At 69.2% G+C, this 21,000-nt stretch carries 20 protein-coding genes; 10 read left to right on the top strand and 10 right to left on the bottom strand.

Annotated elements, in window-relative coordinates; all coding sequences use genetic code 11:
* Positions 1-196 precede the first annotated feature (196 nt).
* Positions 197-1,255, bottom strand: coding sequence for a diphthamide biosynthesis enzyme Dph2 (gene dph2 / locus NL114_RS17960; RefSeq protein ID WP_254822288.1), 1,059 nt, complete (start codon positions 1,253-1,255; stop codon positions 197-199).
* Between the two features lie 198 nt (positions 1,256-1,453).
* Here dph2 and NL114_RS17955 point away from each other — a divergent pair, with 198 nt between their 5' ends.
* The 3 genes from NL114_RS17955 (at position 1,454) to NL114_RS17945 (ending at position 3,102) form a co-directional block, all read left to right on the top strand.
* Complete coding sequence (locus NL114_RS17955) at positions 1,454-1,627, top strand: DUF1328 family protein (RefSeq protein WP_254824742.1); 174 nt, start codon at positions 1,454-1,456, stop codon at positions 1,625-1,627.
* Positions 1,628-1,853: 226 nt separating this feature from the next.
* Positions 1,854-2,261, top strand: a complete 408-nt coding sequence (locus tag NL114_RS17950; RefSeq protein WP_254822287.1) for a YlbF/YmcA family competence regulator — start codon at positions 1,854-1,856, stop codon at positions 2,259-2,261.
* A gap of 82 nt (positions 2,262-2,343) precedes the next feature.
* The gene (locus NL114_RS17945) at positions 2,344-3,102 is read left to right on the top strand and encodes an HpcH/HpaI aldolase family protein (RefSeq protein WP_254822286.1); all 759 of its coding nucleotides are present in this window, start codon (positions 2,344-2,346) and stop codon (positions 3,100-3,102) included.
* Positions 3,103-3,184: 82 nt separating this feature from the next.
* Here the strand turns inward: NL114_RS17945 and NL114_RS17940 are convergent, their stop codons facing one another.
* Together NL114_RS17940 and NL114_RS17935 are read right to left on the bottom strand one after the other, a co-directional pair.
* Complete coding sequence (locus tag NL114_RS17940; RefSeq protein ID WP_254822285.1) at positions 3,185-3,526, bottom strand: hypothetical protein; 342 nt, start codon at positions 3,524-3,526, stop codon at positions 3,185-3,187.
* 3 nt (positions 3,527-3,529) lie between these two features.
* Positions 3,530-4,252, bottom strand: coding sequence for a DUF2071 domain-containing protein (locus tag NL114_RS17935; protein WP_254822284.1), 723 nt, complete (start codon positions 4,250-4,252; stop codon positions 3,530-3,532).
* A 120-nt stretch (positions 4,253-4,372) separates the two neighbouring features.
* Between NL114_RS17935 and NL114_RS17930 the strand changes: the two genes are divergently transcribed.
* The 3 genes from NL114_RS17930 (at position 4,373) to NL114_RS17920 (ending at position 7,568) form a co-directional block, all read left to right on the top strand.
* A complete protein-coding gene (locus NL114_RS17930; protein WP_254822283.1) occupies positions 4,373-5,224 on the top strand; it encodes an MBL fold metallo-hydrolase in 852 nt (283 codons plus the stop codon).
* A 90-nt stretch (positions 5,225-5,314) separates the two neighbouring features.
* Complete coding sequence (locus NL114_RS17925) at positions 5,315-6,607, top strand: hypothetical protein (RefSeq protein WP_254822282.1); 1,293 nt, start codon at positions 5,315-5,317, stop codon at positions 6,605-6,607.
* Positions 6,608-6,647: 40 nt separating this feature from the next.
* Entirely contained in the window at positions 6,648-7,568 is a 921-nt protein-coding gene (locus NL114_RS17920) for a phosphoribosyltransferase HisG-related protein (protein ID WP_254822281.1), read from the top strand.
* Positions 7,569-7,575: 7 nt separating this feature from the next.
* Here the strand turns inward: NL114_RS17920 and NL114_RS17915 are convergent, their stop codons facing one another.
* The 4 genes from NL114_RS17915 to NL114_RS17900 form a co-directional block, all read right to left on the bottom strand.
* A complete protein-coding gene (locus tag NL114_RS17915) occupies positions 7,576-8,226 on the bottom strand; it encodes a helix-turn-helix domain-containing protein (protein ID WP_254822280.1) in 651 nt (216 codons plus the stop codon).
* 288 nt (positions 8,227-8,514) lie between these two features.
* The gene (locus NL114_RS17910) at positions 8,515-9,561 is read right to left on the bottom strand and encodes a tyrosine-type recombinase/integrase (protein WP_254822279.1); all 1,047 of its coding nucleotides are present in this window, start codon (positions 9,559-9,561) and stop codon (positions 8,515-8,517) included.
* A complete protein-coding gene (locus NL114_RS17905; protein ID WP_254822278.1) occupies positions 9,554-10,033 on the bottom strand; it encodes a DUF5805 domain-containing protein in 480 nt (159 codons plus the stop codon). The genes NL114_RS17910 and NL114_RS17905 overlap by 8 nt, the downstream gene beginning before the upstream one ends.
* A gap of 364 nt (positions 10,034-10,397) precedes the next feature.
* A complete protein-coding gene (locus NL114_RS17900; protein WP_254822277.1) occupies positions 10,398-10,799 on the bottom strand; it encodes a DUF7124 domain-containing protein in 402 nt (133 codons plus the stop codon).
* A 223-nt stretch (positions 10,800-11,022) separates the two neighbouring features.
* On the opposite strand from NL114_RS17900, the gene NL114_RS17895 reads away from it, so the two are divergent.
* From NL114_RS17895 to NL114_RS17885, 3 genes are all read left to right on the top strand, one after another.
* The gene (locus NL114_RS17895) at positions 11,023-11,205 is read left to right on the top strand and encodes a hypothetical protein (protein WP_254822276.1); all 183 of its coding nucleotides are present in this window, start codon (positions 11,023-11,025) and stop codon (positions 11,203-11,205) included.
* Between the two features lie 152 nt (positions 11,206-11,357).
* Positions 11,358-12,098: a dolichyl-phosphate hexose transferase gene (locus NL114_RS17890; protein WP_286671087.1), complete on the top strand. Its 741-nt coding sequence runs from the start codon at positions 11,358-11,360 to the stop codon at positions 12,096-12,098.
* A 269-nt stretch (positions 12,099-12,367) separates the two neighbouring features.
* Positions 12,368-13,168 (top strand): CbiX/SirB N-terminal domain-containing protein, encoded by an 801-nt coding sequence (locus NL114_RS17885; RefSeq protein WP_254822275.1) that lies wholly within the window; start codon positions 12,368-12,370, stop codon positions 13,166-13,168.
* A 48-nt stretch (positions 13,169-13,216) separates the two neighbouring features.
* Here the strand turns inward: NL114_RS17885 and NL114_RS17880 are convergent, their stop codons facing one another.
* From NL114_RS17880 to cobN, 3 genes are read right to left on the bottom strand one after another with little or no spacing between them, the layout of a single operon-like run.
* Positions 13,217-14,008: a cobalt-precorrin-7 (C(5))-methyltransferase gene (locus NL114_RS17880; RefSeq protein ID WP_286671086.1), complete on the bottom strand. Its 792-nt coding sequence runs from the start codon at positions 14,006-14,008 to the stop codon at positions 13,217-13,219.
* On the bottom strand, positions 14,005-14,736 hold the full coding sequence (locus NL114_RS17875) for a precorrin-8X methylmutase (RefSeq protein ID WP_254822274.1): 732 nt from the start codon (positions 14,734-14,736) through the stop codon (positions 14,005-14,007). Before NL114_RS17875 ends, NL114_RS17880 begins: the two co-directional genes overlap by 4 nt.
* Complete coding sequence (cobN, locus tag NL114_RS17870; protein ID WP_254822273.1) at positions 14,726-18,646, bottom strand: cobaltochelatase subunit CobN; 3,921 nt, start codon at positions 18,644-18,646, stop codon at positions 14,726-14,728. The genes NL114_RS17875 and cobN overlap by 11 nt, the downstream gene beginning before the upstream one ends.
* Before the next feature lie 34 nt (positions 18,647-18,680).
* Between cobN and NL114_RS17865 the strand changes: the two genes are divergently transcribed.
* Positions 18,681-20,933 (top strand): VWA domain-containing protein, encoded by a 2,253-nt coding sequence (locus NL114_RS17865; RefSeq protein ID WP_254822272.1) that lies wholly within the window; start codon positions 18,681-18,683, stop codon positions 20,931-20,933.
* Positions 20,934-21,000: the final 67 nt, after the last annotated feature.

Here is a 21,000-nt window from a genome sequence, read left to right as displayed (position 1 = left end):
AGCTGAAGAAATCGAAATATTTGCACTTTAGAACGAAGACATCGGGATAAATTAGTCGGTCGCGTACGCGCGCCGAAGGCGCGCGTTTCACCGGCACGAGGGCGCTTCGCGCCCGAGTGCCGGCATTTTTTCTGAACGTTTTTTGCGGCGAGAGGTTCCGCGCCTCCGGCGCGGAATCCGAGCCGTCAAAAAAGCTCTACCAAGTGCCGTGGAACGTATCGAACGACAGCTCGTCCAGCGGTTTCTCTCCGATGGCGATCTCGTACTCGCCGGGGGTGAGCATCGGCTTCTTGAACTGCGGGCCGTCGTCGGTGGTGATGCGGGGACAGCCCGTGTTGACGAAGGCGTCCATGTCGAAGTTGACCAGCCGGTCCGGCGTGATCTCGTCCATCGTGATGAGGTAGGCGTCGTCGTTGGCCTCGACGATCTCGTTGGCCACGTCCCAGCGGCCCTGGCCGATCTTCGTGCAGAACAGCACGCCGAACGTCTCGGCGTCCATCGCGCGGTGGACGGCGCCGTAGCGCTGCTTGAGGAACTTCTCGGTGTCGGCGACCGTCACGACGTTGTTGACGGGGTCCCCGATGACGACCTTCTTGTCGGGGTGTTCCATCGCGAGGCCGAGCGGGTGGAACTTCCCGCCGCCGACGTACAGCACCTGCTCGGCGTCGATGTCCGCGCTGGCGTAGTTGCAGCCGAGCACCTGGCCCTCGTGGGTGAGTCGGTCGTCGCCGCGCCGGGTATGGACCGTGTAGCCCCGCTCTTCGAGCCACTCGCGCATCTCGTCGAACTTGTTCATGTGCTGGGCCGTCGTCACGAGGCCCACGTCGGGGTCGGCGTCGGGGTCGGCGAGCTCGTCGAGCGACTCCTCCATGATGGGTGTCACGTCCACGTTCGAGAAGAGCGGGACGTAGATGATGGAGTCGGACTCCTTCATCGGGGAGTGGCCGAAGTGGACGAACACGTCCGTCCGGCGCATCAGGTAGGTATCGAGGTCGCAGGCGCCGTAGCAGGGCTGCCCGGATATCATCACCCGCACGCCGTCGGGGAGCAGTTCGCGCAGGTCGTCGGCGACGTTCGGGCCGCGGCGCTTCAGGCCCTCGGGGAACTGCAGGCCGACCTTCTCGGCGTCGCGCTCCTCGACGGCCTCGACGATGCGGTCGAGTTCGTAGTCCCACGTACGCTCGTGTTTGAGCGCCATCCCGGTCCGGGTGAGGTCGCCCTCGGTCCGCTCGGGGGCGTCGGCGTCCTGACTCATTGTCCGAGGATACGCCTCGGCGCGTATAACGTCGGTGTTTCCCCCGGTCGCGGACCACTCGCGCTGTCGCCACCCGACTCCGGCGATGAACCGCACAGTCAGTGCTTACGTTCAAGATAAGTATTCACGGAACGGCCCCAGTTGGTTTCAGTGAGCCTCCCAGTGTCGCTCGCGTCCGGTGTTGCCTCGTCACTCCCGATGGTCCCGATGCTGTTCTCGGGTGATTTCCTCCAGTACGCGCTCGTCTTCTTCGCCCTGGCCATCGTCGCCGCGCTGGTCGGCGCACGAGGTATCGCCGGCATCAGCATGGAGATCGCGCGCATCATGGTCGTGCTCTTCCTCGTCCTGCTCGTGGTCTCGCTGGTCCTCTGAGCCGGCGTGCTCGAACGGTTTCGTGGGTGGTTGCACGTGGCGACCGTACGGACCGTCGTGACGGTCGCTCCGGGTGACTCCCGTTGGGCACCATCAACGTCGTCGTCGCCGAGGAGGACACGGGGTCGAGGTGCCCGACTGAGGGGTGCCGGGACCCGCCACGTCCCGGGGTCCGTCGGCACGTGCGTTCGGCAGACCTAAATCGTGTCAGTTCCAAGCGCGGCTAATGAGCATCGACTCCAGCGAGGTCGACACGGAGGCGGAACACCCGGCGGCGCAGGCGACGGAACTCGCCTCGGAACTCGGCGAGGTCATCACCGAACTGCCGGCCTACCAGGAGTTCATGAAGGCCAAGGAGGCCGTCGAGTCAGACGAGGAGATCCAGGCGCAGGTCCGCGAGTTCGAGCAGCTCCGCGAGGAGTTCATGCTCGCCCGGCAGACCGGCGACGCGACCAACGAGGACCTCCGCGAGCTGCAGGAGGCCCAGCAGGAGCTCAACGACATCCCCGAGATGGCGGAGTTCCAGGCCGCACAGAACCGGCTCGAACTCTCGCTGCAGGAGCTGAACGAACTCATCTCCGACCCGCTCGCCGTCGACTTCGGCGGCAAGGCCGGCGGCTGCTGCGAGGACTGATTCGAGACGGTGGAGCCGCGAGGACTGACGAGCCTCCGGCGCCATACCGACCTTTTTGCGTGGACCGCCCGACTCCCGAGCCATGCGTGACGCACTCCGCAGCGGCGACCCCGTCGTCGGGATCTGGGCATCGCTGGCAGACCCTGCTGTCGCCGAACTGCTCGCCCCGGACGCGGACTTCGTGATACTCGACACCGAACACACGCCGAACTCGCTGGAGACGGTGACCGACTGTGCCCGTGCCGTCGACGCCGCGCCGGGCGATGCGCTCCCGCTCGCGCGGGTCCCCTGGAACGACCCCGTTCGCATCAAGCGCGTCCTCGACACCGGCGTCGGGGGCGTGATGGTGCCGATGGTCGAGTCCGCCGACGAGGCCGAGGCCGCGGTCGAGGCCTGTCGCTATCCGCCCGGCGGGATGCGAGGCATCGCGGCCGCGCGGGCCGCCGACTACGGGCGGAACTTCGAGGCGTACGTCGAGACGGCCAACCAGGAGGTCCTCACGGTCCTGCAGGTCGAGACCGAGGCCGGCGTCGAGAACGCCGCCGACATCGCCGCGGTCGAGGGGGTCGACGCGCTGTTCGTCGGGCCGGCCGACCTGTCGGCGAACCTCGGCGTCTTCGCCGAGTGGTCGAGCCCCGAACTGCAGGAGGCCATCGCCGCGGTTCTCGAGGCCGGCGAGGCGGCCGGGACGCCGGTGGGGACGCTCGGAACGCGGCCGGACGAGGTTCGGACGCTCGGCTCGCTCGGGTTCGACTTCCTCATCGCTGGGGTGGACACCGCGATGCTGCTGGATGGCGTGGCCGACGCGACGGCCGCGGCCCGGGAGACGCTCGGGAACTGAGGTCGCCGCCTGCCACCGGCACCCGGCGGGACGGGTCGTCCCCCCCCAATTCGGTATAGCGGTATGCGGTTTGCAGGTCGGCCTACCGACTGCTACGTCGCACGATCAATACCACGAGGAGCCCGAAATACGTCACCAGCCCCCAGCAGGCGGCTGCGAGAACTCGCGGCGCCCCCCGTGCGAGGAGCCCACCGCCCAGCAGGGCGAGTGCGCTCCCGCGGTTGACGGCTGGGCGCTCCCAGAGCGACAGCAACTGTTCCGGATACCGGATGAACGCCCACTCCAGGGCGAGGGCGCAGCCGATGCCTGCGAGGGCCGCCCCGGGGTCGCGGAGTCGCTGTCGACCGTCCGGCCCCAGCACGTACAGAAGGCTGGCGAGACACCCACCGGCGAGTACGCCATCTCGGACGCGAGCCGGCTCCATGACTCAGGCGGACCGCGGCTTCGACGCCCGACGCCGCCACGTGTGTGGGATATCGTCCATCAGGAGTGCGTTGTCGAACGTCACGGCGTCGGCGGGGAGCCGCTCGTCGAAGAAGCTCGCCCCGACAGACTCGACCGCGAGCGGACGGACCCGCCACTCGTCCGGGTCGAGCTCGACGCCGGCGAGTTCCTCCCCAGCGGGCGTCGGGCAGTAGCCGACCGCGCCACAGCGGTGGTACGCCGATGCCTGCTCGACGCTCTCGAACACGCTGTCGGCCGGGAGCGAGTCCGCCTCCGTCGCCGTGACGTGCATCGACACGTCGCCGTGGTGGCTCTCCATCGACAGCTCGTACCGACCGCCCCCCTCGTCGATATGGAAGTCGGCGCGGTACTGACGGCCGACGGTCCGCCGGCCGACGAGGCGGTTCAGGCGCGAATCCGTATCGCGACGAGGGACGTACACACCCGGTTCTCGTCCGCCGGCCGTGTCGTACTCGACACCGATGCGGTGGGCGGCGTTCTCGGAGGTACGGCCACAGACCGCCGGGAACCCCGCGGGACGCATCGCCGAGAGGCGGATGCAGCAGATGCCGCCGATGGCGACCCCGTTCACCGTCCGGGGGGAGAACCCCTCGGGAAGCACGTCGGCGAGCGCCGCCGGGTCGAGCCGGAAGTTGACCAGGAGACGCCGGTCGATGACGCCCCGAAGCGGCGGGATGAGGCCCATACGTGGCGGTTGCGGTTGCACTCGCAAAGGCCTTCGGGCGCGGGGGCGAGAGTAGGTGGCCGAGGGAGGTGACCGGATGCGGGGGATTTAGCCTTCACGCGCGCGCAGGCCCTCGCACGCATGTGCGCACACGAACTCGGTACGTCCGACTGGGGCGACTGGCTCCCCCGCGAGGTCGCCGAGGCGGACCCCGCCGGCGTCGATATCTGGTATCTGGGCTGTAACGGGTTCGTCCTGAAGGCCTCCTGTGGCGCCACGGTGCTCGTCGACCCGTACTGCGGGCTGGGCGACCCGCCACGCACCGTGCGGATGGTGCCGGTACCGTTCGACCCGGAGGTGTTCGGTGACCTCGTCGAGCCGGACGCGGTTCTCGCCACCCACGAGCACTCCGATCACGTCCACGAGGGGACACAGGCCCCGCTGGTGGCGAGCGGCGCCGACTACGTCGCCCCGGACGACTCCATCACGGTCGTCGAGGAGGAGGGCTGGACCGACCGCGAAGGGGTCGACGCGGCCGATATCGACGAGGTCGCGGAGGGCGACACGCTGTCGGTCGGGTCCCTGCGTATCCACGTCGAGCCGGCCCACGACCCCGACGCGACCCACCCCGTCTCCTACGTCGTCGAGCACGGATCTGGGACCTTCTTCCACGGCGGCGACGCCCGCCCGAGCGACGCGTTCACCGACGTGGGCGAGCGCTACGACATCGACCTCGGGGTGCTGGCGTTCGGCTCCTCGGGGATGCTGCTGGACAAGGAGACGCGCGAGCCGGTGTACAAGCGGTGGTACTCCTCGCCCAACGAGGTGGCCGAGGCGGCCACCCAGCTCGAACTCGACCGGCTGCTTCCGTCGCACTGGGACATCTGGAAGGGGCTGACTGCGGACCCGCGGAGCGTCCGCGACCACACGCGGTCGTTCGCCCACCCACGGACCGTCGAGGTCGTGGAGATCGGCGACCGGGTGTCGCTCTGAGCCGGCACGGCCCGGACCCGCTGGTCAGGTGAGCGACCCCAGGTTTCAGGGTACATTTATGGGACTGAGGTTGCAGGTTCATACCACAGTATGAGCAACGCCGATTCAGAGGAGGTGAGCGTGGTCGTCGAACGGGGAGGAATCACCGTCGAGAAATCCTTCGAGCCCGACGATTTCCCCGTCCCCGCCATCGCCTTCGTCATCCACTCCGACCGCAAGGAGGCCACGGACGTCCGGATCGTGGACGACGTTCCGGACGACGTCCCGGCACAGGACATCGGGTTCCACCCCAAGTACGGAGCCGACTTCTGGCGCGTCGAGGACGAGCAGATCGTCTTCGAGCGGGAGTTCGAGGCCGGTGAGGAGTACACGACCGTCTACGGCCTCCGTGCGAAGGACACGGACGATATCGAGCGGTTCCTCACGGAGCCCACCATCGAGGGTGTCGAGGGTGAGGAGAGCGTCAGCGACATCATCGGCGACGAGGATGAGTCCGAAGCGGCCGAGGACGACGCCGACGACGCGACGGCGGACGAGGAGCCCGATACCTCGATAGACCTCGACGACCCGCTCGATGCCGACACGGAAGAAGTCGAGGATACTGACGAGGGAGACACCGACACGCCATCGCCGGCCGAGGCGTCGGCCGACGACCTGGAATCCGCCATCGCAAACGTCGACGAGGCCGATATCGAAGCCGAGGCCGAGGAGGCGGACGGGGAGAGCGAGGCCGCCGTCGACGAGTCCACAGCGGCCCAGGCGGCCGAGGCCGAACACGGGAACGGCACCGCTGAGGCCGTCGCCGTCGACGATGTCGCCGCGACGCTCGCGGCAGAGATCCGGGCGGGAGACGTGGCCGAGGAGGACCTCGAGACGCTCAACGAGGCCCTCGGTCCCGACATCGAGGCGATGAGCGCCGAGGCCGAACTCCCGGGCCACGTCGAGGCGAAACTCGACAAACTGCAGTCCGACATCGACGAGGTCGTCGCGTACACGGGCGCCCTCGAGGAGTTCCTCGACGACGCCGGCACGGCCGACGACCTCCTGGCCATGCGCGAGCGGTTCGATGACGTAGAGGGGAGCCTCGAACGGCTCGAAGGAACGGTCTCGGCCGTCGAGAGCGACATGACGGCGGTCGACGACCGGGTCGACAGCATCGACGACCGCGTCGACTCGATGGCCGAGACGACGGAGTCGCTGGACGGCCGGATCTCGACCATCGAGGACGACCTCGCGACACTCCGGACCGACCTCGAGACGATGCAGGACGAGCTCGGAGAGGACCTCTCCGACCGCGTCGCCGACGTCGAGGCCGAGCTCGAGGAGATGGAGGACGACATCGAGACGCTGGACAACCTCCGACAGGCGCTGGCCGGGAACTGAACCGGACGGCTTTTCTCCCGCAGTTCCGATTCAACCGGTAATGACGACCGTGCAGGTCGCCGTGCCACGGAAGGGTCGCCCGCTGGAGGCAGTGCTGGAACGGGTGGCCGACCATGGGGAGTCGACAGGCTCCGTGGACGTGACCGACCGTGTCGACGAGGTCATCTCCACGCTCCGGCTCGAGAAGGCCGTCACGAAGGGCGAGCGAACCCTCGACCGGTCCGTGTACGAGCGGCTGGCGCACTACTCCGACCCCAACGACCGATACGCCCCCGAGTACACCCTGCTCCGTGACGCCCGCGACGGATTCCCTCGCCGCGTCGTATTCGATTCGCTACTGGTGCCGACACCGGCCGGTGAGGTCCAGCTCGTCGGGCGCGAGGAGCCGTTCCGCGCCCTCCGGAAGCACGAGTTCGCACTGGGCTTCGACTCGGCCGACCTCGTGCTGGAGGAGGTCGTCGGGCTCCGCCCGGACCCGCTGACCTCGCTGGCGGACGTGAACCAGCGCATCGACCCGAGGGACACGGACGTCCGCGTCACCGGGGGCCTCGGCGATACGGTCTATCACACGCTGCTGGCCTCGCCCGAGGTCCGGGGCGACGGCGGGACCCCGCTGGACCGCTCGTTCGTCGCCGACTACGAGGGCGACCTCTGCATCTCGCCGCGGTACGAGCGCCTCGTCGAGGCCGTGCTCGGGAGCGACGCGCTGGACGGTATCGAGTTCACCTACACGGACCCCGAGCTGGAGGAGGAGGCCGCCATCGCCGACACCGGGCTGGGGGTCTATCTCACCGTGACGGGCTCGACAGCCCGGGAACACGGATTGTTGCTGGGCGAGCAGCTGTTCCCTTCGGAGACGGTCCTGCTGGAGAACGTCGCCGAGCTGGACGACGGGGCCCAGGCACTGGCGGACCTGCTCATCGACGAGTCCGAGACGGAACTGGTCGCCCCGGCGACCTGAGCTGCCCTCAGTCAGGGGCGATACCGGTCAGGACCTTCTCCTCTGCCTTCCGGAGGTGTTCGCCGACGGTCGTCTTCGTGCAGCCCAGCTCCCCGGCCAGGTCCTCGTAGGTCGCTCGCCGCGGCTGTTCGTAGTAGCCCATCTCGAGTGCCGTGAGGAGGATCTCCTGCTGTCGGTCAGTCAGCTCCGCGAACAGGCGCTCCTGCTCGGGCTGGTACTCACCGGTGCGTTCGACGGTGTGGTGCACGGACTCGGGGATGGCAGCGATAGCCTGCCGGATGTCCGCCTCGTCGCCGACGAGAGTGAGCCTGATGCCGCCGTCACGGGTGAACTCGAGCGGTGTATCGACCACGACGCCGAGCTCTCGTGGGATCCGCAACAGGCCGTCGACGGTCGGGCTCGGGTCGTGATGTGCGTAGACGAGGACGTTCCCGGCCACCTCGGAGATCTCCGACCCCTTGGCATCGAAATGCTCGACCAGCAGGTCGTGGATCGTGTCGTGGTCGCCCGACAGCTCGTACAGCATCACGACGCTGCCGTCGTCCATCAGCTCCAGCTGGTGGATGGCCTCGCGCGTGACCCGCTGGTCGTCGGCGGCCGCCCGGCCGAACCGGGACCAGCCCTCGTCCGGGTTCACCACCAGTTCCACGAACCGCATGGGTCGTGGCGACCGTCGCAATGCTCGCGCTTTAACCTTTTCCCGGTGGACTGGGACCTGATTCAACTCACCACGTACGGTGAACAAGTTGTCAGGCGTCCGCTCGCGACCGAGCCAGTCGATCCGCCGGGATACCCGGACCAACTCACAGGGACTCTCAGCCCCGTATTCCGTCGTAATAGCGGCACGGGAACCGGATGCCTACCACCCGAGTTTCCGTATAGCGACATGCAGTTTACGAGTCGTGTCGGTGACGGTCTCCCTGGTGAGAGCTGTCGAAGTACCGCACTATCTCGTCCCGAGCGAGTAGATGTTCTCCTCGTATACCTCCCGGACGCGGTCCCCCCAGTTGTGGGTGTACGTGTCGATGACGTCCTGAGCGACATCACCGCGGAGGTACTTCACGACGCCTCTGTCGCCGGTTCGGTCCCGGAGGTGCGTGGTGAAGAAGTGCCGGAAGTAGTGGGGCGTGACGTTCTCCTCGGCGCCGCCACCGGAGCGGTACCAGCCCGCCTCGCGGGCGTGGTCGGTGACGAACGACCGGGCCATCTTCGGCGTGAGGCGGGCGCCCCACTCGTCCTTCGTGCTGCAGAACAGGGGTTCCGCGTCCGACCTCGGGTCCGGGCGGACGGCGAGCCAGCGTTTCAGCGCAGCGGCCAGCTCGTCGTCGATGGGGACGACGGTGTCGCGTTTGCGCTTGTTCGAGGCGGTCCGTTCCTCGCCGTTGTACGGCTCCCCGCGGGCCGGGTCACTGGCCACGTAGATGGAGTCCGGGCGGCCGTCGAGCCCCCCACGCGGGGCGATATCGTACGCCTCGCGGACCTCCTCGTCGGTGAGCGAGCAGTCCCGGATGTCGAGGTTACAGAGCTCGCCGACGCGCATCCCCGTCTTCAGGAGCGTGACGACGACGGCCTGTTCGAGCGGGTGGTCGAGGCCCGCGACGAACGCCCGCATCCGCGGCAGGTCGATCTCGCGGCGTGCAGGGTCCGTATCGATGGTCTCGTCCATCTCGTCGGTGACCAGCGCCATCGGGTTCCGGTCGAACGTGCCGACCTCGACCATGTACCCGTAGAACCGGTGGAGGTAGGAAGCGTAGGAGGCGACCGTGCTGTCGGCGTACTCTCCACGAAGCCGGTGGACCCAGGCCATACAATCCCGGCGGGTGGCGTCGGCGAGGGTGGTCCGGCGGCCCTCCATGAACGTCTCGGCCGAGCGGAGCACGCGCTCGTAGGCGTCCCGGGTCCGCTCGGTCTTGCCGTGGTAGGTGAGGTCCTCCAGGAAGTACGCGACCGGGTCCTCGACGGCACCGGTCTCCCCGGCGCGGGCCTCACTCATCGGCGACCACCGTGTACCCACCGTGCCGGCCACTGTGTCGGACCCGGCCCGCGGACTGGAGCGATTCGAGTGACTCCTCCAGTCGGTCCTCCAGGTCGTCGGTCAACCCGGCGACCAGTTCGTCCCAGCCGAGATACGCGTCCGGCTCGAGGAGGTCGAGGACACGGTCTTCGAGGCCGTCACCCCCAGGGTCAGAGGGGGAGGAACGGGTCTGCTCGGGGTTGTTCCCGGTAACCGTATCGGAACCGCCGGAGGCGCGTTCGCTCGAACGGTCGTCAGTGCCCGGGAGGGAGCTGCTATCGTCGGTCCCGTCCAGTTCGAAACTCCGACGGCCTGCCTGCACCATCAGTCGAACGTACTCGCTCCGGCTCACGCCCATCGACTCGGCCTCGGCCTCCCAGGTCGCGCGCTGGTAGGCCGGGATGTAGGTGCTGACCGAGACGCGTTCGGTCTCCGACCCGTCCGTACTCATGCTCCCCTCCTCGAACGGGCGCTACTTCAATCTGCGTCAGACACGACGATAAGGGCAGTTATCACCGAACGTGGTGGTGTAAATCGGGGTAGTTTGCCCATCTATTCGACGATAACTGACTGTCCAGCCGACAGGCGCGTCTTTCCACATATCACATTAGACGATAACAGATTGGCCCCGATGAGACTCCGCGAGAGGTGGGTACCTCATCTAGCTCCGATATCGGTGGGCGAATTCAGGATTGTTCAGGGCGACGGGTGGCCCCTGGTCGTGGTGGTGTGATGGAGCGGCCTGTGGAGCCGAATCGCTCGAAGTCCACCAGCGGAAAGAGACACTCCGGACCGCCAGCCCCACTCCCGGGCCGTCAGGGCCAGTCCGAGTCTTCGTCCTCGATGACTGGTTCCGCCACATCCACCGAGTCGTCGGGTGCCAGTTCCCAGTCGGCTCGCTCCGCGGCCTCGGAGGCCGGGAGGCGTTCCCATCCGTCCGGCGTCGTTGTCACGTCGTCGGGCACGACGTACACGTACCGGTCGGTGTCGTGGTGCGTGCGCATGTGGTCGAGCGTCTCCACGGCGGGGGCAGGCTCGGGTGGGAAATCGTTCCGGAGGGCGTGTTCGCGGGTGAACTTGGTCAGAACGTACGGCGGCTGGTCCGAGACGATACCGAGGTTCTCACTCCAGCGCCGCGCGTCCTCGAACGCCACAGCGGGCTCAGAGAACGCTCTGAGCGCCTCCAGGTCGAACGCGAGCGTCAGTCCGGTCGCCACGGGCGAACGAGGGGAGCGGACGCTCGTAAGCGTAGCGACCGACATCGATGGCAACCGTTGTTACGACATGAACGTTTATGATGGATGCCCCCAATGGGAGAGTGAAGACCGATGCTCGCTGTACACGTACGCAACTGATTCTCCCCCGGCCTCCTCGCGCTCCGCGCGAGGCCACGACAGCGGCATCGACGCGCGAACGCACTCACGAACCCACCAGATACCGATGGACGACTCCAACGACACGGCTCCGATGGTCCCGTACATGAACAACCCGACGACCCACACGACCCGAACGGACGGGGGAGAGCGACAGCGACAGCGATTCGAGCGCCCACCCGAGACAGCCTGCAGTGAGGCCGATCGACACCGCGAGGAGATCGAACCCGGCGCGGCCGACCTGCGGTAAGCTACGAAATCTCCTGATTTCTGGTTCTTCAGCTCCGTTCGTATGGTAGCGGCTGCTACACTCGGAAACGGCCGAGTTCTGGAGCGAATCTCGACCGGCCGTCGTTTTTGGCAAACCTAAACTCTCAAGTGGGCGCTCACGAAGGCGGACGTATGAGCCAGCAGCAGGCCGACAGGTCGGCAGACGAGTCCGTGGCCGCGGCGGACGGGGTAGAGCAGTTCACCTTCGACGACCTCAGCGTCGTCATGGGGACGTACAACGAGGAGGCAGCCATCGGTACGGTGCTGGACGACATCGACCGTGTGACCGATGGGCGCGCCGAGGTCGTCTGCGTGGACGGCTCCAGCGACAGGACGCCCGAGATCGCCCGTGAGCACGGCGCGACGGTCGTCGAGCAGGAGCCACAGGGGTACGGCGTAGCCGTCCGCGAGGCGCTGCTGACGGCCTCGCGTCCGGTCGTGGTGACGACGGACTGCGACGACACCTATCCGATGGACGCGCTTCCGGAGTTCCTCGACTTCATCAACGAGGGCTACGATGTCGTTTCGGGTGACCGCCTCTACTACGGGGCCGACGCCATGCCGGCGTTCAACCGCCTCGGAAACGCTGCCTTCGCGGGTATCGCGTCCGTGCTGATGGGCGACCGGGTCCACGATACGACCACGGGGATGCGGGCGTACCGCCGCGAAATCATCGAGAAGATCGAATGGACGGAGAACACCGGCCTCTCCGCGGAGCTGCTCATCCGGCCGCTGATGCGTGGGTACGAGGTCCGAGAGGAGCCGATCACGTACGCCGAGCGGGCGGGCGAGACGAAGCTCGACCCGATACAGGGCGGCGCCGAGATACTCAAGTCCATCGTGAAGGTCTCGCTCGAGGAGCGCTTCCGGTAGCGCTCTATCGGACTGGCGTCGCATAATTATCAGTTTCTCAACTATTCCGCTCCTGCCGGGGCGTCCCATCCCCAACGCATAAATCGTATACCGCTATACAGAAAACGCACCATCTTCATCCCTCTTCTTCCAGCGCCTCACCCGCTGTCCGTGACTTCTCACGGGAGTTCCCAGCTGACTGGCTGCAGTCGATAGCAGTACTGGACCATCACCAGCTATATGTGGGATGCCCTCGCACGCCGAGTAACAACTGCACTTGGCCTAACACAATGAAGATTGCAAAAGAGACACGGGCTACCGATGCCCTCGTTCTGGTCGCCCGAGCGTCGCCCGCCGCGGGGGGCGTCCTCGAGACACACGCTCGCCGACTGCGCGACCGTGGCGTGGCCGACGCCGTCCACGCCGCGACCTGGCGCGAGGAGCCCGGCCGCGAACTCCGGACATCGTTCGCCGACATCTCTGCCGACCGGGTGTTCGTCGTCCCGGTCCGGGCCGCACACGCTCGCGCCACGACCGACGGCGTCCCGGCCGCCTTCGACACCGTCGATGGTGCGGTGGCGTACTGCGAGCCCGTCGGACCCTCGCCGGCCGTGACCGACGCGCTCGCCACACGCGCGGCCGAGCACGTCACGCCGACGCCGGACGCCTCCCTCCTTCTGGTCGGTCTGGGAAGTGGGGACCAGCCCTTCGAACGACAGGCTGCGGACTACCACGCCTCGCGGCTCCGCGAGACGAGCGCCTACGGCGAAGTGACGAGCGCGTTCCTCCTCCAGAACCCGGCGGTCGAGTGTGCCCGCTACACCGTCTCCAACGACCGCGTGGTCGCGGTGCCGCTACCGCTGGTCCCGTCGACGGCCACGACCGAGGAGATACCGCGTAAGCTGGAGGTCGACCGGGGTGGGCTCTCCTACGCCGACCCGCTCGGCGAGCATCACGCTGTCACCGACGCCATCGCCGCCCGCGTGGCCGAGCGACGGACGGGCACCGATACGCCGGGGACCTCGTTCGAGGACCAGCTCGCCCGCGACGCCCAGCGACTCGCAGCGGACGGTGACGGCCGACCGTTGTAACGTGACGGCGGCGGCACCGACGCCGCCACGACGGGACCGCAGTTCCGGTTACGCCCGTCGCACGACCAGCACCGACAGGTCCGAGAACGGCGTGTCCTCGGCCCCATCACCGCCCGCGTACTCGGCCAGCTCGCCGAGCGTCGACCGCGTCGTCGCCTCGTCATCGTGCGTCAGCCGCTCCAGAACCAGTGCCGGCAGGTCCGGGCTCGCACCCGACCCCACGAGGTCCGCGGCGATATCCCCGGGCATCAGGTCGTAGGGGCGGGGCAGCACCAGCAGATGGCGGTCCCCGACATCACGACGGAGCCGTTCACGGGCCTCGGCCAGGTCGCCGCGCCGGTGGAGCGTGACGAACGTGCTCTCCTCCATCGGCGTCCGGGCCCGCGAGGCCGCGAGCTGGAGCGAGGAGATGCCCGGCACCACGCGCACCGGCCGGTCGACGTGGCGCTCGACGCGCCCGACCAGCTGGTAGCCCGAGTGGTTCGGATCGCCCATCAGGACGGCCGTCCCTCGCGCACCGTCGCGGACGCGGTCGGCGAACGTCGCCAGCGTCTCGGCCTGGTCGCGGTAGCCGCATTCGAGCACCTCGCCGGTCGCGTGCTCGCGGACCACGTCCACGACCGTCTCGAACCCGACCAGCACGTCGGCCTCGCGGACGGCCCGCTGGGCACGCGGAACCAGATACTCCGGGTTGCCGGGGCCGACGCCGACTGCGAGGACTGGCGGGTCGCCACCGTCCTCGACGATATCGGCCGGTTCGGGCGCTCGGGCGGCGTACGCCGTCGGGTCGCCGAAGCTCCCGTCGGCAGCGTCCGCACCGGGGTCCTCGGTGTCGCTCACGGCGACTCCTCCAGGTCGAGGTCTTCCGAGCGAACGTCGCTCGCGACGTGGACGAGTTCGTTCGTCAGGCCCGCAGCCAGCCCGCTCCCACCGCGCCGCCCGACGTTCGTGATGGCGGGCACACCGTGCTCGCTCGCGACCTCGCGGAGCCGTTTCCGGGACTCGGCGGCCTTCACGAATCCGACGGGCGTGGCGACCACGACGGCGGGCCGGGTGCCATCCTCGATGCAGTCCGCGAGCGCCAGCGCCGCCGTCGGGGCGTTCCCGACGGCCGCGATGGCACCGTCGTAGACGCCCTGACGGTCGAGTTCGAGCACGGACGCCGCTGTGCGGGTCATCCCCGTTTCGGCAGCCAACTCGGCGCCGTTGCCGATGGCCTTGCGTACCTCGCAGGAGTGCCCGCGGCCCGTGATGCCCGACTTGACCATCGTGATGTCGGTCACGATGGGTGCCTCGTCGAGCACGGCACGGGCGCCGGCACGGGCGGGTTCGGACTCGTCGGCGCCCGTGAACCGGACGAGGTGCTGGAACTCCGGGTCACCGGTGGCGTGGACCGCCTTCGCGCGGAACCGGTCGGCCAGCGTCTCCTGTGGGACGAGTTCGTGGACCCGGTCCATGCTGGTCTCGGCGATCTCCATCGCGTTCTCGGTCGTCGCGCCGAGGTCGGCGTACTCCTCGACCTCTGCTGCAGTACCTCCATCCGTCGCAGCGTCGTCCTCAGTCGTCATCGCTGGTCACCTCCGTCCGGGCCGCGCTGGCCCCATCGCGAGCCTCGATATCGCCGTCGGCCCGCAGGTTGGCGTCGCGCAGATCGTCCAGGATGTCATCGTTGGCGTCCCAGAGGCCGCGTTCGATCGCTTCGAGAAGGGTGTCCGTGATGGACTCCAGCGCCCACGGGTTCACCTCGCGGAGCCACTCCTGGCGGTCCTCGTCGAGTGCGAACTTCTCGGCCACGTCGTCCCACAGGCCGTCGCTGATGACGCCCGTGGTGGCGTCCCAGCCGAGCACCACGTCGACCGTGGTCGAGAGGTCGCCGGCTCCCTTGTAGCCGTGTTCCTCCATGGAGTCGAGCCACGAGGGGTTCAGGACGCGGGCCCGCATCGCCTTGCGGACCTTCTCCTCGTTCGTGTAGACGTCCACGCGCGAGGGGTCGGACGTGTCGCCGACGTAGGAGGCCGGCTCCTCGCCCGCCGTCTCCGCGACGGCGGTGATGAAGCCGCCGTGGAAGGCGTACCAGTCCGAGGAGTCGAACTCGTCCTGCTCGGCGGTGTCCTCGATCTTCACGGTCGCCTCGACGCTCCCGAGGCGGCGCTCGAAGGCGTCGTGGGCCTCGCTGACCGTCCCGCGCGACCCCATCGCGTAGCCGCCCCACTGGACGTACACCTCGGCGAGGTCGGCGCGGTCGTCCCAGTTGCCCTCGTCGACCGCCTTGTTCGTCCCGGCGCCGTAGCCGCCGGGTCGGGTGGTGAAGACGCGCTGTTTGGCCGCGTCACGCGCGTCATCCGGGTCGAGGCCGTCAGCCGCCAGTTCCTCGGCCTCCGCCTCGACGTGTTTCTTCACGAAATTCATCTCGTGGGGCTCGTCCAGGCCCGCAACGAGGTCGACCGCATCGTGGACCACGCCCGCGGCCGCGGGGAAGGCGTCCCGGAACAGCCCGGAGACGCGCGTGGTCACGTCGATTCGCGGCCGGCCCAGTTCCTCGATCGGGATGGCCTCGACATCGTCTACGCGCCCGGCATCGGTCCAGACCGGCCGAACACCCATCAGCGCGAGCACCTGCCCGATGGTCTCGCCGCGCGTGCGGACGGTCGGGGTCCCCCACGCGACGACACCGACCTCCTCGGGGTACTCGCCTTCCTCGTCGTGGTGGCGCTCGGCCACGCCGTCGGCGACCTCCTTGCCTGCGTCGTACGCATGTTTGGCGGGGACTTTCCGCGGATCCAGCGTGTAGAAGTTCCGCCCCGTCGGGAGCAGGTCGACGCCACCCCGTGTGGGCGCACCGCTCCCGCCCGGCGGGACGTACTCGCCGGCCAGCGCGTCCGCCGTCCGGGGCACCTCCTGACGGGCACCGCCGACCCGCGGCGCGGCCTCCTCGCAGATGAACCGGAGCGCCTCGCGCAGGTCGTCGTGGGCGCCCGAGACCGCGCGGCCGTCGCCCAGCGGGTCGATGTCGACCACGAGCAGGTTGAGATTCACCTCGTCGTCGGGCCCGGCCTCGCGCTCGGAGGCCGGCAGGTCGAACCCGTGGGCCGCGAGCGTCTCCACGAGGGCACAGCACGTCTCGTACACCTCGTCGGCGGCCTCGGCGTAGGTCATCTCGAGGTCGTCGTCGTAGGCGCCCGGCGATTCGAGCATCCGGTCCGGGTCGACGCCGAGAACGCCGGCCACGCTGTCCCGAAGGCTCGGCGCGCCGGGGTTCTCCAGCCGCGTCAGCGCGACCAGGTACTCCACGAGCCGGTCGCCGGCCGGCGGCTCGCTCATCGTGTGGAGCCCCATCCGGATCTGGGTCGTCTTCACGTCCGTCAGGTAGTCGTGGACCCGCTCGACGAGTTCGTCCACGTCCACCTCGTCGCCCGACACCTCTCCCTCGGCGAGCGTGGTCCCGGCTTCTTCCGGACCACGAACGTCCGCCCGCTCCTCGATGTCGCCTTCGATGCCGAGTTCGACGGCGAGGTCGGCCTCGGCGACGGCCTCGCGGATGCGTTCTTCGAGTGCCTGCCCCTCGTCCGGGCGGGCGCCGGTCGTCCCGGCCTCGCGGTACTCGCTCGCCAGTTCCTCCAGCTCGGCCAGTTCGTCGTACGTCCCGGCGTTGGCCATCGGCGGCGTGAGGTAGTCCACGACGGCGGCGTAGGAGCGGCGCTTGGCCTGCGTTCCCTCGCCGGGGTTGTTGACGATGTACGGGTAGACGTTCGGCAGGTCGCCGACGAGCGCGTCGGGGGCGCTCTCGCCGTCGAGGCCGACGGTCTTCCCGGGGAGCCACTCCAGGGAGCCGTGCGTCCCCAGATGGACGACGGCGTCGGCGTCGAACTCGTGACGGAGCCAGCCGTAGAACGCGGCGTAGTCGTGGGGCGGCTGGAGGTCCGAGTCGTGGTACACCTTCGAGGGGTCCATCCCGAAGCCGCGTGGGGGCTGGACCGTGACGAGCACGTTGCCGAACTCGACGCCGGGGATGGCGAACGGGCGCTCGGGCGGGTCGCCCCATTCCTCGAGCACGTTCTCGCGGAACGAGGCGTCCATGTCGGCGAACCACTCGTCGTAGGTGTCCGGCGCGACCGTACCGACCGACAGGTCACGCACGTCCTCGGGCGCGACCCAGCGGTCGTCCAGCGTGAGCTGTGCGGTGAGCCGCTCGACGAGCGCTTGCCCGCTCTCGGGAAGCACGTCGGCGGGGGTATCGGCAGCCGACGCCGCGCCCGCTCCGAGGTCGTACCCCCGCTGGTCGAGTTCCTCAAGCAGGTTGACCGTGCTTGCGGGCGAGTCCAGCCCGAAGGCGGTCCCGATGCCGTCGTCGCTGGGCGGGTAGTTGTGGAGGACGACGGCGACCTGCTTGTCCTCGTTCGGTGTGTGCCGAAGCCGTGCCCAGTTCACCGCGAGACTCGCCGCGTGGTCGACGCGGTCCTCGATGGGGAAGTGCTGTTTCGGCGCGGTGCCGATGCCGGCCTCGTCGTCGGTGCGCTCCTTCCCGCTGATGGGATGGGTGATGACGTTGCCGTCGAACTCGGGGAGCGCCACGGAGAGGGCGAGTTCGAAGCCCATGACGCCCGTGTCGCTGGACTCGTAGCGCGACCGCGAGCGCATCGTCGTCACCGTCTGGATGACGGGTACCCCGAGCCGGTCGAGGAACACGTCGCCGCTGCCCTCGTCGTCGGCGCTGCGGCCCCGTTCGTCCATCGACAGCGAGAACATGAACGAGGACAGCATCGCGTCCACGATTGGGTCGCCGGCGTCGTCCGTCAGCCAGTTGTCGACGACCCACTCGGCATCGTTCTGGTCCGGGTCGTCCTCGGCGGGGTTGCAGAAGACGGGGAGCGCGTCGGCGCCCTCGGCCTCGATTGCACGGACCTGTGCGTCGACGTAGCGCAGGTTCTCGTGGGTCCAGTGGGACTCGTAGAACCAGACGCCGACGGTGGGCGTGTCGGGGTCGAGGGTCGCGGCGAGGTCCTCGTAGCTCGCTCCCGGGTGGTCCGGGTGGTAGACCCCTTCCGTCGGGAGCGCCACGGGGTCGTCGTGCTTGCGGGACTCATCGCTGAACTGGTCCACCAGGTAGCGCACACAGCTGGCGACGTTCGCGGTGCCGCCGCGGTCGAGGTACTCGCAGACGCGGTCGCGGGTGTCGCCGTCCACGGTCGTATCCTCGATGGCGAAGGCGTCACCGGTCGCCTTCACCACGAGCGGGACGCCCGCCTCGCGCAGCCGCTCGACGGCGTGCCCGTAGCCGGGCATCGAGTCCTCGGCGCCGTGGAGCCACAGCACCACCGCGGTCGCGTCGGTCAGTTCGTCGACGAACGCGTCGGCGTCCTCCGGGCCGTCGAGGTCGCTCTCCGAGCGCACCACGAGGTCCGCATCCACCTCGCTGGCGGCCCGGCCGACCGCCCCCAGTTCGTTCTCCGTCGCCGTGTACAGGCCGATGGTAGGCATAATCTTGTTAAACCTCCGTTGCAATCGGACAAGCATGGTTGAATTCGCGCGTACCAAAAGCCTGTCGGGGCCTGGACCACCCGAGGGGCGTGATGGCCCGGCATTCGACGAGGTCGTCGGGCAGGAGGAACTCAAGCGGGCTTTACTCGCGGTCGGCGCCAGCGACGCGCTCTCCGGGCTGCTGATCCGCGGAGAGAAAGGGACCGCCAAGTCGACCGCCGTGCGGGCACTGGCCGACCTGCTGCCCGACCAGCGGGTCGTCGCGGACTGCCCGTTCGGCTGCCATCCGAACCCGGGCGACGAGGGACCTGGGGCGGCGGCCGCGCCGCCGCAGTGTCCTGACTGTCGGGAGCGGGCGGACCCGCCCGTCGAGACGCGACCGACGCCGCTGGTGACGCTCCCCCTCGGCGCGACCCGTGACCGCCTGGTCGGGACGCTCTCGGTCGCGGACGCGCTGGCCGGCGAGGCGACGTTCGACCCCGGATTGCTCGCCCGGGCGAACCGCGGCGTGCTGTACGTGGACGAGGTGAACCTGCTCGGCGACCACCTCGTGGACGCGCTGCTGGACGCGGCGGCAAGCGGTGTCAATCGCGTCGAGCGCGACGGCGTCTCCGTCCAGCACCCGGCCTCGTTCACGCTCGTCGGGACGATGAACCCGGAGGAGGGGGACCTGCGCCCGCAGTTCCGCGACCGGTTCGACCTCCAGGCGACCGTCGCCGGGCTCGAAGACACCGAGGACCGTGTCCGGGTGCTCCGGGGCGCGCTGGCCCGGGACCGGGGCGAGGACCCGCTGGAGGACGAGACGGCAGCCGACGAGACCGACCACGCCGCCCAGCTCCGGGGTGCCCGCGAGCGGCTGGCGGCGGGCGACGCCCACCTTCCCGACGAGTTCGCCGCGGAGGTGGCCGAACTCTGCCGTGACGCGGGTGTCGACGGGCACCGTGCGGACATCGCGACGGCGCGCGCGGCGCTCGCCTTCGCCGCGCTGGATGACCGACCGCGCGTCCTCGAACCGGACGTGCGGCGGGCCGCCGAGCTGGCGCTGCCACATCGACTACAGTCCCGGCCGTTCGAGGACGCTCCCGACCCGGACGACCTGCTGGACGAGCGGTTCGACGACGCCGATGACGGCGGCGAGGGGGAGAACGAACCGGACGAGAGCCAGTCGGAGGAATCGAACGAGGGCGACGAAACTGGCGACGGCGGCACCGGCGAGGCTGCCGACGATGCTGGAGGCGGCGCCGACGGCGAGCACGGTGACGGCGGGCCGGAGTCGGGGCCGGACGACGGTCCCGAAGGCGACGAGATGGACAGCCCGACCCCCGACGATGCGGACGGAGAGGACAGTGAGACGCCCGCGGAGGGGCCGAGCCCGGCACCCGCCGACGGGGGGCGGACGGCCGACGGCAGGAAGCCCGGGGGAACAGACGACGGCGAACCGAACGACGACGCCGACGAGGCCGCGCCCCCGACGCCGCTGCTTCCCGGGCAGGCGCGTGCCGAGGCGGGGGAGGCGCGGGCGCCCGACCTCCCGACGCCGGACGGTCCCGAGGGGGCCGAGGGGGCCGAGGGGGCGGGCGGCGGGTCGGCGACAGTCCGCGGGGACGAGTCGGGCCCCCGGGTCCGGACGCGACGAGCGGACCCGGACGACCAGGTCGATGCGGCGGCGTCGGTCCGGACGGCAGCCGCGAACGGCCGGGACCGGGTCGCCCCGCGTGACCTCCGGGCCTCGGTCCGGGCGGGCGACGCGACCACGCTCGTCCTGTTCGTGGTCGACGCGAGCGCGTCGATGCGGCCGGCGATGCGCGCCGCGAAGGGGACGCTGCTGGAGCTGCTCCGCGAATCCTACCAGGCCCGGGACGAGGTAGGGCTGGTGGCCTTCGCCGGCGACGGCGCGGACGTAGTGTTGCCCCCGACGGACAGTACGAGCCGGGCGGCGCGCCACCTGAAGGAGCTGCCGACGGCCGACAGGACGCCGCTGCCGGCCGGGCTGCGGACCGCGAGCGAGGTGCTGGCGCGGGCCGATCCGGACGCGAGCGTGGCCGTGCTGGTGACGGACGGCCGCGCGAACGTCGCTGACGGGGAGAGCCCGACGGCGGCGACCCGGGACGCGGCGCAGGGGCTCGCCGAGGTGGCCGACGACGTGCTGGTGGTGGACGCCGGCGAGGGCCGCGGCCTGGTCGGCACGGTCGCCGGGACGACGGACGCGACCGTCGTCGGCCTCGATGCGCTCTCGGCCGAGCGCGCGGATGCGGCCGCCCGGAGCGCACGCGACACCGACACTTGAACGGCGCAACCACACTGTGGTTCGCTCGAAAGTTTTACAATCTAGCTTGTCTTTTGACAAGTCGAGT

Source organism: Haloglomus halophilum, from assembly GCF_024298885.1.
GTDB lineage: Archaea > Halobacteriota > Halobacteria > Halobacteriales > Haloarculaceae > Haloglomus > Haloglomus halophilum.
The sequence above is the reverse complement of the archived record's forward strand: the minus strand, read 5'-3'. Positions and strand labels throughout refer to the sequence as shown.

What these genes read in the sequence shown, in the direction of transcription:
- dph2 (WP_254822288.1), bottom strand. Translation starts at nt 1,255, where the DNA reads ATGAGTCAGGACGCCGACGCCCCCGAGCGGACCGAGGGCGACCTCACC.
- NL114_RS17955 (WP_254824742.1), top strand. Translation starts at nt 1,454, where the DNA reads ATGGTCCCGATGCTGTTCTCGGGTGATTTCCTCCAGTACGCGCTCGTC.
- NL114_RS17950 (WP_254822287.1), top strand. Translation starts at nt 1,854, where the DNA reads ATGAGCATCGACTCCAGCGAGGTCGACACGGAGGCGGAACACCCGGCG.
- NL114_RS17945 (WP_254822286.1), top strand. Translation starts at nt 2,344, where the DNA reads ATGCGTGACGCACTCCGCAGCGGCGACCCCGTCGTCGGGATCTGGGCA.
- NL114_RS17940 (WP_254822285.1), bottom strand. Translation starts at nt 3,526, where the DNA reads ATGGAGCCGGCTCGCGTCCGAGATGGCGTACTCGCCGGTGGGTGTCTC.
- NL114_RS17935 (WP_254822284.1), bottom strand. Translation starts at nt 4,252, where the DNA reads ATGGGCCTCATCCCGCCGCTTCGGGGCGTCATCGACCGGCGTCTCCTG.
- NL114_RS17930 (WP_254822283.1), top strand. Translation starts at nt 4,373, where the DNA reads ATGTGCGCACACGAACTCGGTACGTCCGACTGGGGCGACTGGCTCCCC.
- NL114_RS17925 (WP_254822282.1), top strand. Translation starts at nt 5,315, where the DNA reads ATGAGCAACGCCGATTCAGAGGAGGTGAGCGTGGTCGTCGAACGGGGA.
- NL114_RS17920 (WP_254822281.1), top strand. Translation starts at nt 6,648, where the DNA reads ATGACGACCGTGCAGGTCGCCGTGCCACGGAAGGGTCGCCCGCTGGAG.
- NL114_RS17915 (WP_254822280.1), bottom strand. Translation starts at nt 8,226, where the DNA reads ATGCGGTTCGTGGAACTGGTGGTGAACCCGGACGAGGGCTGGTCCCGG.
- NL114_RS17910 (WP_254822279.1), bottom strand. Translation starts at nt 9,561, where the DNA reads ATGAGTGAGGCCCGCGCCGGGGAGACCGGTGCCGTCGAGGACCCGGTC.
- NL114_RS17905 (WP_254822278.1), bottom strand. Translation starts at nt 10,033, where the DNA reads ATGAGTACGGACGGGTCGGAGACCGAACGCGTCTCGGTCAGCACCTAC.
- NL114_RS17895 (WP_254822276.1), top strand. Translation starts at nt 11,023, where the DNA reads ATGGACGACTCCAACGACACGGCTCCGATGGTCCCGTACATGAACAAC.
- NL114_RS17890 (WP_286671087.1), top strand. Translation starts at nt 11,358, where the DNA reads ATGAGCCAGCAGCAGGCCGACAGGTCGGCAGACGAGTCCGTGGCCGCG.
- NL114_RS17885 (WP_254822275.1), top strand. Translation starts at nt 12,368, where the DNA reads ATGAAGATTGCAAAAGAGACACGGGCTACCGATGCCCTCGTTCTGGTC.
- NL114_RS17875 (WP_254822274.1), bottom strand. Translation starts at nt 14,736, where the DNA reads ATGACGACTGAGGACGACGCTGCGACGGATGGAGGTACTGCAGCAGAG.
- cobN (WP_254822273.1), bottom strand. Translation starts at nt 18,646, where the DNA reads ATGCCTACCATCGGCCTGTACACGGCGACGGAGAACGAACTGGGGGCG.
- NL114_RS17865 (WP_254822272.1), top strand. Translation starts at nt 18,681, where the DNA reads ATGGTTGAATTCGCGCGTACCAAAAGCCTGTCGGGGCCTGGACCACCC.